3 protein-coding genes are annotated in these 14,468 nt (G+C 64.4%); all 3 read right to left on the bottom strand.

Going from position 1 to position 14,468, the window contains the following annotated elements; translation table 11 throughout:
* Positions 1-8 precede the first annotated feature (8 nt).
* Genes J3P97_RS11945 through J3P97_RS11935 form a run of 3 tightly spaced genes read right to left on the bottom strand, consistent with a single transcriptional unit; the run spans position 9 to position 14,460 of the window.
* Complete coding sequence (locus tag J3P97_RS11945) at positions 9-1,652, bottom strand: cyclic peptide export ABC transporter (RefSeq protein WP_434674248.1); 1,644 nt, start codon at positions 1,650-1,652, stop codon at positions 9-11.
* Positions 1,649-5,431, bottom strand: coding sequence for a non-ribosomal peptide synthetase (locus tag J3P97_RS11940; protein WP_434674247.1), 3,783 nt, complete (start codon positions 5,429-5,431; stop codon positions 1,649-1,651). The genes J3P97_RS11945 and J3P97_RS11940 overlap by 4 nt, the downstream gene beginning before the upstream one ends.
* Entirely contained in the window at positions 5,428-14,460 is a 9,033-nt protein-coding gene (locus tag J3P97_RS11935; RefSeq protein ID WP_434674246.1) for an amino acid adenylation domain-containing protein, read from the bottom strand. The genes J3P97_RS11940 and J3P97_RS11935 overlap by 4 nt, the downstream gene beginning before the upstream one ends.
* Positions 14,461-14,468: the final 8 nt, after the last annotated feature.

Below are 14,468 nucleotides of genomic sequence, written 5' to 3'. Positions count from 1 at the left end.
CGCAGCCGTCATTTCACCAACTGAAAGGGGTTCTCCGTGGCCCGGTCGTAATCAACGAGGTGGCCGTAGTCGAGGCGATAGACCCGGTCCGCCACATCGAAATAACGATCATCGTGAGTGATCGCGATGACAGTTTTGCCGGCGGCCTTCAGCTCGGGCAGCAACTCGTTGTAGAACACATGGCGGAAGACCGGGTCCTGGTCCGCCGCCCACTCATCCAGGAGGAACACTTCCCGGCCTTCCATCATCAGCAACAGCAACGCGAGGCGTTTGCGCTGCCCCTGGGACAAGGCAGTGGTGGACAGGCGCCCGGCGGCGAATTCGACCTTGTGGGCCAGCCCCAGGCGCTCCAGATAATGGTCCACCCGGGCTTCGAGCCCTTCATGGTCTCCCGCCTCGCCCAGCACATCGGCGAATAGATAGAAGTCGGCGAAGATCGCGGCGAAATGCTCCCGGTGCCACTCACTGGTAGTGGCATCCAGTACCACGCCATTGAGTGACACCTCCCCGGAAGCGGGCACGTAGAGGCCGGTCAGCAGCTTGGCCAGGGTCGACTTGCCGCTGCCATTGCCACCGACGATGAAAATCAGCTCGCCACGGCGAATCGTCAGGTCGATCGGACCCAGTTCAAATGCAAACTCCTCGTTCTTGCCGGCATAACGGTAATGCACGTTCGCCAGGCGCAGTTCGCGAAACGGCTGCGCCGCTTGCGTCGGCGTCTTGAATTCCACCGTCTCGCCCAGCGCCAACGTGTCGATGGCCTGCAACGCGACATGACCGCGGATCACTGCGGGAATGGCGTCGAGGATCATCGAGATGGGCGTGCGCAGGAACATGATCGCCAACACATAGCCGACCACCACCTGCTGGTCCAGCAACCCCAGCCCCTGGCCTAGGAAAAACAGTGTGCCGATCAACATGAACACCAGCAGTGTCGTCCAATTGAGGTTCACCGCCCAGAGGGTGTCGGCGCGCACCGAGGCGTCCAGCGAGGCGCGCGCGATGGGTTCCAGCTTGTGTTGATAAAGCAGATGCCGGCGCTCGCGGCTCAGGCCCAACTCGCAGCGCCCCTGGATCGTGGCTTCGAACTGCTCGGTCAATTGGTCGTCCTGTTGCCGGACAGCCTGCATCAAGGTCTTGACCTTGCGCCCCAGCAACACATCGAGACCAACGCCAGCGGCGATCACCGCCAGCGTCAGGCAAAAGAACGGCAAGCTCAACCAGCCCATGTAGGCCAGCCCCGCCAACAGCAGCAGACCGTTGTACAAGGAGATCGGCAGTTGCTTGAACGCCGTGGCGACGGTGGTAACATCCTTGGTCAGCGCGTTGTAGATACGTGGGCTGCCCAGCCGTTCGACGCGTTCGAGCGCGGTGCCCAGCACCTTGCCCACCAACCGCAGGCGCAGCTGGTAGACCAGGCGATGACCGATCTGCACCAGCAGCCATTGCGAGATGACCCCGCTGATGAACAACAGCACCAACAGGCCACCGAACAGCAGCAAGCCCCGACCGAGGTCATCCAGGCCTTGTTCCAGGCAACGGTTGATGTAGCCGATCAGGCCGATACTGGTGGCCGCGCTCAAGGCACTGCACAGCACCGCAAGGAAGATGCGCCATCGCGCATCATGCAGCAGTTCTTTCAATAACATCATGGGACCGGCACCACCTTGGCAGAGTTTTGCAACAGTAAAGGCAGCAGGTTTTCGACCAGTCGCGGCTCGCCGAGCATTTCATGATGCCCCACGTCCAATGTCCACTGGCTGACTGGTTGCAAGGCATGGCGTTGCCACGGCGCGCGCAAATCGCCGTGGGCATTGCCGCGCCAGAGCCACACCGGTACATCGATGGTCGGCAAGGCCTGCTCGTACAAGCGGGTCTTGATCGCGCGATATTGCGCCATCAACGCCAACAATTCCGCGTCGGCCGATTCCCATTGCAGATGCGCGCGCACCTGTTCGTCGTCCAGTAGCCGGGCGACACCCTCGGCATAGTCAAGGCCGGCCAACAGGCCCGTCAACCGCTCCCGTAGCGACTCGCCGAGCGGCTGGGCGTGGCTGCGGCAATAAAAAGCGAAATCAGCAATCAACTGGCCGGCTTCATCACCCTCGCCGGCCAGGCTGCGCTGCGCATCGTGATCAAGCACCACCAACCCGGCGACACTGAAACCACTTGCTTGCAGATGCGGCACCAGCAACACGGCCAGGCGCGCGGCGAGGCTCCAGCCCAACAGCACCAGCGGACGCTCTTTGAGCTGCGCCGGGATACTCGCCACGTATCGGCGCAGCAATGCATCCATGTCGCCTTCGGCCCAGCCGCTTTCAAGCGCGGCGAGGCCAAACACCGCGACGTCGTCGCGCAGGTTGTCCACCAGCGGCTGGTAGGCCTGCAGATGCCCTTGCGCCCCATGCACCAGCAACAGCGCCGGGGCATGCGGATCGGCAGTGTTCAGGACCTTCCACGGACCAACGCCGATCTCGCCCAGGCCTTGGACGAGGTCACGCACGGTATGGCGTTCGAACAGCAGGTTGGTCGGCAGGTCGAGGCCCAACCGTTCGCGAATCAGCGACACCACCTTGATCGCGGCCAGCGAATGCCCACCGACATTAAAGAAGTTGTCGGTGACGCCAAGGTCATCAACTCCCAATACTTCGCACCAGATGGCGAGGATCGCCGCCTCCAGCTCGCCGACCGGTGCCACGCGGGTATTGTGCAAACGCTGCCGGGCGCGTTCGAGCAGGTTCTTGCGATCGAGCTTGCCATTGCTGTTCAACGGCATGGCCTTCAGCGCCAGTACAGCGCTGGGCAGCATGTAGTCCGGCAACTGGCGGGCCAGGCTGGCGCGCAACTGATCCGTTCCTTGCGAATACGCCTCCTCCGTGACCACGAAGGCCAGCAATCGGGCGTGGTCACCTTCGCCGTCCAGCAGCACAGCAGCCTGCGAGATACCTGGCTGGGCCAGCATTGCCTGCTCGACCTCGGCCAACTCGAGGCGAAACCCACGGATTTTCACCTGTTGATCGTTGCGCCCCAGGATGCGCACGGCCCCATCGGCCTGGCGCATGGCCAGGTCGCCCGTACGGTACAGACGATGACCAGTGGCAGGCTCGACAGCAAAGGCGTTGCCGCCGACATTGCCGACATAGCCTCGACCAACGCTGGCGCCGCTGATGCACAACTCGCCGGCCTGGCCTGACGGTACCGGCCGCTGCCGCTCGTCGAGCAGGTGGATACGGTTGGCACCCAACACCTGGTCCAATGCGCAGCCACTCACCCCCTGTTCCAGATCGATCGCCCGCCACAACACCCCTACCGTGGTCTCGGTCGGACCATAGTGATTGTAAACACGGCAGGTCGGTCCGGCCTGCGCCAGGCGGGTCAACAGCGCCTCGCCGATCGGCTCTCCGCCCAACACCAGGACCTGGCGTGGAAGGACGTCGGCGGCCTGCTCGCCCATCAGTGCTTCGAGGTGCGAAGGTACGATCTTGAGCACGTCCAGTGGGTAGCGCCGAAGCTCATCGGCAAACGCCCGCGCATCGGTCACGGTCGTCTGCGCCAGGACATGCACGCAGCCGCCCCGCAGCCACGCCGGGAACAGCACGGTGTTGCCCAGGTCTGCGAGCAACGAGGACACCAGCCCGTAATGCCCGCCCTCGGGCAATTGCAACGCGTGGATCACCTGGGTGGCGTAGTGACGCAGTTGCCCTTGTTCGATCTGCACACCCTTGGGCTTGCCGCTGGTGCCCGAGGTATAGAGCACGTAGGCCAGGTCCTGCGCTGTGCCGGAGACTGGCGAGGCGAACGCCGGCCCGTTGCTCGCCTGCGTCCAGCACAGGGTCCGCACCGATGTCTCGGGCAACAGCCCTTCCAGATGCAGCAACAACGCCGGTTGGGCGTCGTCGAGTATGCCGGCCAGACGCAGCGGTGGTTGCTGTGGGTCCAACGGCAGATACGCGGCCCCCACCTTGAAGCAGGCCAGCATCGCAATCAGCATCTGCGCGCCACGCGGCAGATACAGCCCAACGACCTGCTCGCGGCCCACGCCAGCCTCGTTCAGGCTGCCGGCGACACGATCACTCAGGGCATCCAGGTCAGCGTAGGAAAATACCTGCTCGGCATACCGCAGCGCCGGATGCGACGGTTGTGCCTGGGCATGGCGGCGCAAGGTCGCGATGATATCGAGGTCCGGTCCAAGGGCAGCAGTCTGCGCCGAGGCCAGCCGTTCTTCAGGCAGGCGCGCGTCAACGTCAGCGATGAGCCCGTCGGGCGATTGCACCACTTGGCCAAGCCAATGGGCAAAACGCTTGAGCAGCGTCTGCATCTGCCCCTCGCGATACAGGCCGAGGTCGTAGGCCAACGCCAGCTCGCCGTGGCCCTGGGCATCGAGCGTCAATTGCAGTTGCAGTTCGACCGGTGTGTCGAAAGACAGCCACTGCGACATGTCCAGTTGCGGCACGGGCGAGACCCGCAGGCCTGCCTGGAAGCTGGCCCGCCACTCGGGCAACAACTGTGCCTGGCCGACATATTCCTGCCAGTCCACGGCGCTCTCCAGTTGCCGGGCCAGTTGCCGGGCCAGGTTGGTCAGCGTGCTGTGTTCGGACACTTGCAGGACCATCGGTAAAGTCTGCTCGAACAGCCCATACGCGCCGGACAATTCCTCGTAGTTGTCACGAGGATCGTGTTGCAACCCCAACTGTCCCTGCTGCTGCCCGTTGAGCCTGCCGAGCAATGATCCCCAGGCGGCCAGCACCCACTGCTCGACGGCCACGCCTTCACGATCGGCCAGTGCCGTGAGCGTCGTCGGCAAGCGCTGCTCAACTTCCTGGCGGACGACCGCGTGACGTCCGCTGGCGATGCCATAGCGCTCGACCAGGCGCATGCCGGGAATGTCCTGCAAGGCCAGGTTGCGCCAGAACTGCGCGCCCTGCTCGGCGTCTTCATCCAGTTGCAGGCCGTTGATCCACTCGACATAGTCGGCGTACTGCATGGGCTCGTCGTCAAGCGCTGCGGCACGCCCGAGCAAGTGTTCCTGCAAGCCGATCAGGCTGCGCTGGTCCAGTGAGTAGACCGGGACTGCCAACAGCAACAGATCGTCGAGCTGCCAGGCGAGAATGTCGGGTTGCTCGGCGTCGCAACGACGCCGGGCCGCCTCCAGCCACGACTGTCCATCGTGACCGTCGGCTGCCCGCCCCTGGCGCCAGTCCAGCCGCAGTGCATCAGGTTCGATAACCCGCTGGCGCAGGCCGGTGGCGCCCAGTGGGCGCTCGTAACGCAGGCGCAACGCCTGATGCTGCGCCAGGGCGTCGCGCAAGCGTTGCTCGACGATGCCCTCGGGCACGCCCGCCAAGCGCATGCGGACCCAGCGCCAGGCTTGCGGATTGGCCTGGGCCAATTGTTTCTGTTGCGGTGAAAGCGTCAGTCCAAGATCCATCATGGGGTCAACTCTGCGGAATGCTCTTCGGTCTGCGCAGGGGCAGCCATTACCTGGTGACGACCATAGATCTCGCCCATGGCCACGACAATCTTGCGCTCGCCCTCGAACGGATCCCGGGCATGCGCCGCCAGCATGTTATCGAGCATGACCACATCGCCCTGTTGCCAATCGAAACGCACGGCGCAGCGGTCATAGGCGGCATTGATGGCATCGATGGCGGCCGGCTCGAGGTCCGAGCCGTCACCGTAGAACACCTGCCTGGGCATGGCGGCTTCGCCATCGCGCAGGAACTGCTCGCGGATATCGGCATCGAGAAACGCCGGGTGGTACAGCTGGATCTGGTTGAAGAAGCTCTCTTCGCCCGTCAATGGATGCAGGATCACCGCCGGGCAAACCTGGCGGGTGTGCAGGTCGTTGGCGCCGCGCCATTGGAATTCGATGTTGCTCTCACGGCAGATCCGCTCGACCTCGGCCCGATCCTCGGTCTGGAAGAAATGCTGCCAGCTGACGTCCAGGCTGGCGCTGAAATTGCGCACGTACATCAGCTGTTTGCGCCGCAGGTTTGCCTGCAACCAGGCCGGCAGTTCGCGGTAGACCTGGCGGCTGTCGACGATCGGCGTCGCGCCACCGGAGGTCGCTGGCGTCTCGCAGTAGAACCACTGGCGGCGCGGCCAACGGTGCTGATGCGCACTCTCGTTATGGAACAGGATCATCCGGTCCTTGGGGTATGGCGTGGACTTGTAGATGTTCTTGCCACCCTCTTTCTTCGGCAGGTCGCCGTACTGTCCATACAACTGCGGGCACAGCGCCTGACAGAACGCCTCGAAATCCGCCGGTGTCGGCAGGTCGAACCCACGGAACAGAATACCCCCATGCTCGCGCAGCCAGTTTTCGACCTTGTCGCGGTTGGCTTCGGCCCAGATAGCCGGGGCCAGTTCACGGTCACGCAGCGAGACCAGCAGCGGAAATTTCGCCTCCTCTCGCAGCGGCCGGGCTTCGATGGACTCACGGGTCGCCGCCGATCCGCTCTGGCGCATCTTGCCCAATTTGCTCATTTTGCGTTGCAGCGGGTTGTCCGTGGACATTGCAGCGGCTCCCTTTACAGTCGGAATCAAGGTATCGATGGGATTGTCCGGCGCGCCGAGGGCCAGCTCCAGCAGTGACTCGAAGGCATGGCGCAAGCGCTCGACGGTGGCCTGGCGGAACAGGCTGGTGCGGTACACCCAGCGCAGGCTGATGGCATCAGAGTCTTCGCTGGCGAACAGAGCCATGTCGAACTTGGAATGGTGTTGCTCGCCGGCCAGCGGCTCGACCTGAAGATCGCCCAGCTGACGCTGCTGGCGTGGTGTGTTGTCGAGCACGAACAAGGTCTGCAACAGCGGGTGGACATTGGCCACGCGCGGCAGCTCGAGGCACTCCACGACCTGTTCGAACGGCGTGTCTTGCCAGGCGAACGCTTGCAGGCAAACCTCACGCACCTGGAGCGCCAGCTCACGGAAACTCAACTCCGGTTGCAGGCGGACACGCAAGGCCAGCAGGTTGACGAAGAAGCCGATCAGCGATTCGGTGGCCGGATGGTCGCGGTTCGCAACGTCCGTACCGATCACCAGATCGCGACCCTGCGTCTCGCGTTGCAGAACCGCGGCATAACAAGTCAGCAGCACCATGAACGGCGACGTGCCACTGTCCTGGGCGAACCTCTTAAGCCGACCGACCATGGCGGGCGGCAACTGGAAATCCACTGCGGCCCCGGCGCCACTGTCACGCTCCGGACGCGGGAAATCGAACGGCAGCGGCACTTGCGCCGGAATGCCGGCCAGGGTCCGTCGCCAGAAGTCCAGGCCTTCACGCTGACGCAATCGGACCGCGGCCGAACCTTGCCATACGGCGTAATCGACGTACTGGATCGGCAACGCTTCATGGCTCGGTAGCACGCCGGTGCTATAGGCCTCGTAGCCCTCGATCAGCTCATCGACCAGAATAGCGCCGGACCAGCCATCGGAGGCGATGTGGTGCATGATCATTTGCAGCACATGATCCTGTTCGCCGAGGCGATACAGGACCACCCGCAGCGGAGCCTGGCGAACCAGGTCGAAGGGGCGCAGTGCCCTGTCCCGGGCTTCAACCGGCCACTGCGCTTGCGTCGACGCGACGGTTTCCAGGGCCACTGTCGATTGCGAGTGGATGCGCTGGCGCGGTTCGCCGTCCCGCTGGTGATAAGTGGTGCGCAGGATGGCGTGGCGGCTTACCAGCCGCTGCAATGAACGGTCCAGAGCCTGAATGTCGAATTGCCCGCGCAAACGGACATTACTGCTCATGTTGAAACTGCTGTCGGCAAGGTCCATCTGCTGCATCAACCAGACCCGCTGTTGCGCCGAGGACAAGGGTTGCTCGACCTCATGATCAACCGGCGAGATCGTCAGCGAAGCCAGGTCCTGCTGCCCCGCAAGCCCTTCGATTCGCTCAGCCAGTTGCGCCAGCACCGGCGTCTCGAACAGCCAGCGCAATGGCACGTCAAACCCCTGCTCGCGCAAGCGCCCACGCACCTGAGCGGCCATCAACGAATGCCCGCCCATCTGGAAGAAATGGCCATCAACCGGCACGTGTTGCACGTGCAACACCGAGGTCCAGATCTGCATCAGCAAGGCCTCGCTCGCCGACAATGCGCGCTCGGTAGCGGGGGCACTGTCGACCACCGCGAGCAGGCGCGGCAGCTGCTTGCGATCGACCTTGCCGTTGGTGTTGAGCGGCAGCCGCTCCAGCGCTTGCAGGTGCGTCGGCAACATGTAGATCGGCAAACGTGTCTGCAGATAATCGCGCACAGCCGCCTCGTCAGGTGCGTTTTCAGCCTCCGCAACCCAGAACGCCGCCAGATGCTCGCCTTGCACGGCCACGACCGCCTGCAGCAATTGGGGATGGCTGAGCAGAACCGCCTCGATTTCTCCCAGTTCGATGCGGTACCCGCGCAACTTTATCTGGTCATCGGTACGCCCGAGGTAGTACAGCTGGCCGTCGGGCTGCCAGCGCGCCAGATCGCCAGTGCGATACAAACGCCCGCCGTTACCCCCGAACGGGTCGGCAATGAAGCGCTCGGCGGTCAGCCCCGGCTGCCCGGCATAACCGCGGGCCAGGCCGTCGCCGGCGATATAGAGTTCGCCCACGCAGCCAGGCGGCACTTCGCACAGGTGTTCGTCGAGAACATGACAGCGCGTGTTCAGCAGCGGTCGGCCAATCGGCGCGACGGGCAGTTGCAGCGCATCGATCGGCGTCTGGGTCGACCACACCGTGGTCTCGGTCGGGCCATAGACGTTGATCAGTTGCGCCACGCACTGCTTCAGCTCGTGGGCCAATTCGGCCGACACTGCCTCGCCACCGGCCAGGGCCATGCGCCCCTTGAGCACCTGGCGATCGCCTTGCAGCAACATCGCCCAGGTCGCCGGTGTGGCCTGGATCAGGTCGACATTTTTTTCCTCGATCAAGCGCGCAAGCAGCAGCGGATCCTGGCGCTCGTCATCGTCGGCGAGGACGACCGCACCGCCACGCACCAGCGGCAGGCACAGCTCCAGGCCACAGATGTCGAAGGTGACCGTGGTCAAGGCCAGATAGCGCTGCACATTTGCCAAGGGCAGCGCCTGTTCCATGGCCAGCAGGAAGTTGGCGAAGTTGCCGCGACTGATCTGCACGCCCTTCGGTTGGCCGGTCGAGCCCGAGGTATAGAGGGTGTAGGCCAGTTGCCCAAGATTGGCCGCCACTTCCGGCGCCTGGGCCGCGAATTGCCCCAGCGGCAGGTCCGCCCATGGGCACACGCGCAACGGCGCCGGCAGATCGACGCTCGGCGAATCGCAGAGCAGCAGATGCGGCTGCGCCCGGTCGAGGATTTGCGCCTGGCGAGCCGGTGGATGGCCGGGATCGAGCGGCAGGTAAGCCGCCCCGGCCTTCTGAATGCCCAGCATGCACACCAGCAACCGCTCATCCCGAGGCAGGCAGAAGGCAACCATCGATTCGGCGCCCACGCCTTGGGCCAGTAGCCAATGAGCGAGGCGGTTGGCCTGGGCATCCAGCGTCCCGTAGCTTATCTGCCGATCAGCGCAGTACACCGCGATGCGCTCGGGATGCGCAGCGGCTTGCGCTTCGAAACGCGTCACGAAATCCGCTTCGCCGGACAATTGCAACGGCTCACCGGCAGTCACCAGGGTCGCAACGGAGCGCAGCGGGATTTCCAGCAAGCGTGTCTGAAGATCAACACCCGCCAGGCTGGCGAGCAATCCCTGATAGTCCTCCACCAGCCGCCGGGTGGTGCCCGGTTGCAGCAGTGCGGTCGCGTATTCGACGATCAACCCGGTACTGGCCTCGGCACCACGCCCTTGGGTAAACAGGTTGAAGGTCAGGTCGAACTTGGCGCTCACCACCCCGCCCGGCAATGCCAGGGCCTGTGCGCTGACGCCAGGCAGGTTCAGGCTGCGGGACTGCTGGTGGTCGACCTGGTAGTTGAACATCGTCTGGAACATCGGCGTGCGATCCAGGCTGCGCTCGACATTCAGCACGTCGAGCAATTGCTCGAACGGCAGCGCCTGATGGGCCAGGTCCTCGCTCAGTCTGCCGTTCAAGGCCTGGACGAACGTTTGCAGGCTCCGGCGAGCATCGACCTGCACCCGGTGCGCCAGCGTGTTGACGAACAGGCCGACCAGCGCCTGGCTCTCTGCCGACTCGCGTCCGGCCACTGGAACGCCGACGGCGAAGTCACTGCGTCCGCCATGACGCCAGATCAGCAATTGATACGCAGCGAAATACACCACGAACGGTGTGACGCCTAGTGCCCTTGCCCGCGCCTCCACAGCGGCACTCAGCGTACCGGGCAAAGCGAACTCGTCCCGCGCACCGGCGTATGCCTGCACTGCCGGCCGAGTGGGTTGTCCGGGCAGTTCCAGAGGCTCGTTGCCCAAGCCTTCCAGGCGTTGCCGCCAATAAGCCAACAGCGTCTTGCCGTGGTCCCCTTCCAACTGCTGCCGCTGCGCATTGATCAACGGCAGCAGAGCGCTTGTCGAAGACAGCGTCCGGTCCTGATAGAGCGACGTCAGATCCTCGACCAGCAGGCCCATGGACCAACCGTCCACGGCAATGTGATGCACATTGAACAGCAAGCGGTAGTCAGCGGGTGCGACACAAAACACATCGACCGCCAGCAAGGGCCCCTGCGTCAGATCGAACACCCGCTTGGCCGCACTGGCGATGGCCGCATCCTGCTCCGCCCCGGTCAGGCCACCGATGTCATGGACATTGAAGATCGCCGCGGGCGTATCGTCCAGGCGCTGCCAGACTTGCCCTTGCTCTTCGAAGAAGCGGCAGCGCAACGCATCATGACGGGCGACCAGCGCGTGACAGGCACGTTGCAGACGCGGCACATCCAGATCGCCGCGCAAGGCCAGCAACTGGGTGACGTTGTAGGCGGTTTCAGCCGGATCGAGCTGCTGCATGAACCACACCCGTTGCTGGGCGTGGGACAGCGGCTGTGGTTGCTTCGCCACGTCACTCGGCTCGACCGCCGCGACGACAGGCGCCACGACCGGCGTCAGCGCCTTGGCCAACTGCCGAGGGGTTGGGTTCTCCAACAATTGCCGAGGCATCAGGCGCAGCTCGGCCTGACGCAAGCGCGCGATCAGTTGCAGGCTGAGGATCGAATCGCCGCCCATGGCAAAAAAATCCGCATCCGCGCCCAGCGCGGGTTGGCCGAGCAGCTCGCGAAAGGCCGTCAGCACCGTGCGCAAGGCGGGCTCGGCGCGGCAATCGATGCACAGCGCCATGGCCGCCAATGTCGGATGCTGCAAGACATCGCGAGGTTGCAGCCTCAGCCCTTCTCGTGAAGCCAGGCCGATCAATTGCAGGCTGAGAATCGAGTCGCCGCCGAGGGCGAAAAAATCATCCCCGCGCCCGACTTGCGCGCAACCGAGAATCTGGCACCACAGTAGTGCCAGGCGCTGTTCGGTCGCACCGCTCGGTGGCTCGGCGGCTTCAGCGCTCGGCTCATCCGTTGCGGGCTCGGGCAATGCGCGCCGGTCGAGCTTGCCATTGGCGGTCAGCGGCAGTGTCCCCAGGGCCAGCCAATAGGCCGGCAACATGTGTTCCGGCAGTTGGCGCTTGGCCTCGGCTTGCAGCATCGCCAAGGCTTCGGAGGTCATCGAAGAGCCGATCCCGGGAGTGAGGTATGCCACCAGTTGCGTGCGTCCTTTCACTTCGCAGGCAAGCACCGCCCCCTCGCGCACCTGGGGTTGGGCGTTGAGCCAGGCACTGACCTCGCCCGGTTCGACACGAAAACCACGGATCTTGACCTGATCGTCCTGGCGCCCGAGGAATACCAGCCGCCCGTTGCGGTCCAGGCGCACCCGGTCACCGCTGCGATAGAATCGCTGCCCCTGGGCCGTGCAACCGAACGCGCGCGCCGTCAACCCGGGTTGCCCGAGGTAGCCCTGGGCAACCTGGGGCCCGCCAATCAACAGCTCACCGGCAACCCCGAGCGGTACGGTTCTGTCATTGCCATCGACGATGCGCAACTCGCAGCCGGACAAAGGCTGGCCCAACGGCAAGTATTGACCCGCTTCGAGTGCGTCGGACCCGGTGATTTCCCCGCAGATCACCCCAACCGTGGTTTCCGACGGGCCGTAGTGATTGAAGATACGCAGTTGCGGCGCCAGTTCATGCACCTTGGCGAACAGGGCCTGATCGAACCCCTCGCCGCCGAGGATCAGTATGTCCTTGGGCAAAACCCGACGGGCATCGTCCAATGCCAGCAAGCCGCGCAGATGCGAAGGCGCGATCTTCAGGCAATCGACGGGATTCTGATCAAGAAAGTCAGCCCAGCCGGGTGGATCGAACGCCAACGAAGCCGGCGGCAAGACCAGCGGGTCGCCAGCGGCGAGCGCGGCGAATACCGAGGTCAGCCCCAAGTCCGCGGCGACGGTCGCCAGGGTCGCCCAACGGCTGCCGGGTAAGGCGTGCAAGCGCTGGCCGACTGCGCTCGCGTAATGCGCCAGGTTGGCATGGCTGACCAGCACGCCTTTGGGTTGGCCGGTCGAGCCCGAAGTATAGATAAGGTAGGCAGGCAATTGCGGCTGGCTGAGGCTTTCGCCCTGCCCGGCATTGGCATCGGCCGACCAGTCGGCGTCGCTCATCACCAGATGCGCGAGGCCCACGCCGGCTTCAGGTGCGTGCGCCAGCGTCACCCACAGGCTCGCCCTGCTGTCTTGCAGTAACTGCGCGAGGCGCTGCGGAGGTTGCGCCGGGTCGAGGAACAGGCAGGTCGCGCCACGCTGCCAACAAGCCAGGGTCGCCAACAGCTGTTCAGCGCAGCGCGGCATGCACAGGGCAACCACCTGCCCAGGTCCGATGCCCTGCCCGGCCAGCCGCGCGGCCATCGACCGACTGGCGGCGCCGAGCGTGGCGTAATCAAGGGTCCGCCCAGCGCTGCAGAGTGCCGCAGCGGACGGCGTCTGATTGGCCCAGTGCAACACTTGCCGGTCCAACGGCAACGGCGCCGTATCTGGGGCGGGGCCATGCAACTCGCTGGGTGGCGAAACCAGTTGCAGATCCGCCAGGCGTCGCTGCGGATGCACCGAGCCCTCGTGCAGAATCGCCAGCAAGTCGTCGAGCATCTGCTCGACCGTGGCCGCATCAAACAATTCGTCGCTGTACTCCAGCTCGCAGCGCAGCCGCGCGTCAGCGCTACGTACCATGCGCAGCGTCAAGTCGAAACGCGCATGCCGTTGCGGCGGGTCGAGCACCTCGACCGCCACACCGGGCAAGGACAGGGTGCGGCTTTCGGGTAGATCAACCTGAACGAACATGACCTGGAACAGCGGGCTCGAACGCGGACGCTCAAGGCTTTCGAGGATATTTTCGAAGGGCAACTGCTGATGGTCGAATGCGGCCGCGACCGTATCGCGGGTCCGCAGCAAGGCGCTGCCGAAGTCCGGGTTGTCCTGCAGACGCTGGCGGACCACCAGGGTATTGAGCAACGGGCCGATCAGCGGCACCAGCTCCGGACGGTCACGTTGGGCCGCCGACGTGCCCAGGCACAGATCGGTCTCGCCGCTGTAGCGCGACAGCAGGCAGGTAAAGGCCGTCAGGCCGTAGATATACAGCGTCACCCCCTGGTTGCGAATGGCCGCCTCCACCGTTGCGGTCAGTTGCGGCGATAGCTCCCGGGCCAGGATCGCGCCACTGTGGCGACGTTGGGTGGCCGCAGGGCGCGGCCGGTCCAGTGGCAACGCCAGGGGCGCCGGCGCGTCCGCCAGTTGGTCGCGCCAGAAGTCGATGTGCTGCCGGCAAATGTCGCTGTCCAGCCACTCGCGTTCCCACGCGGCGTAATCGGCGTATTGAATGCTCAACTCGGGTTGTGCGGCAGGCTGGTTCGAAGCGAGCGCCCGATAGGCCTCGGCCAGTTCAAGTGTGAGTTGCTGGGCCGACCAGGCGTCATAGGCGACGTGATGGATGGTGAAAAACAGCCAGGTGGATTGCTCCTGGGCGTCACTGAACGCTTGCCAGCGCCAAGGCATCGACTGAGCCAGGTCAAACGGTTCGGCAAGTTGGCGGGCGTACTCATCGGCGCACCATTGCGCCTGGTCAGACGCCGCCAACGTCAACCGCTCGACGGCTGGCAAGCGGACCTGTTGCGGCTCGCAATGAGGCTGCAATTGCCCGTTGGCATCCGTGGTGTAGCGAGTGCGCAGGATCTGGTGGCGATCGACGACTTGCTGCATCGCCTGCTGCAGACGCTCGCCGTCCAGACGCCCGTCGAATCGCAGCACCGAGCACAGATTGTAGAGGGCCCGGCTGCTCAGGGCTTCAGCCGACAGGAAGCGCCGCTGCGCCTGCGCCAGCGGCCTGTGCTCGCCTTCGCCGAGCACGGCGGGGACGATCGGCAGGCGCCAGCTGTCGATGCCCTTCTCGGCCAGGCGCTGGCGAAAGACTTTTTTCTTGTCCGCGGGCAAGGATGCCAGCCGCTGCGCAATCTCCAGGAAAGCTTGTTGCGTCATCGTACTCA

The organism is Pseudomonas sp. R1-15, assembly GCF_051132085.1.
In the GTDB taxonomy this organism is placed as follows: Bacteria; Pseudomonadota; Gammaproteobacteria; order Pseudomonadales; family Pseudomonadaceae; genus Aquipseudomonas.
Note: the sequence above shows the minus strand (reverse complement) of the source record. Positions and strands in the feature narration are given on the sequence as shown.

What these genes read in the sequence shown, in the direction of transcription:
- J3P97_RS11945 (WP_434674248.1), bottom strand. Translation starts at nt 1,652, where the DNA reads ATGATGTTATTGAAAGAACTGCTGCATGATGCGCGATGGCGCATCTTC.
- J3P97_RS11935 (WP_434674246.1), bottom strand. Translation starts at nt 14,460, where the DNA reads ATGACGCAACAAGCTTTCCTGGAGATTGCGCAGCGGCTGGCATCCTTG.
- J3P97_RS11940 (WP_434674247.1), bottom strand. Translation starts at nt 5,431, where the DNA reads ATGATGGATCTTGGACTGACGCTTTCACCGCAACAGAAACAATTGGCC.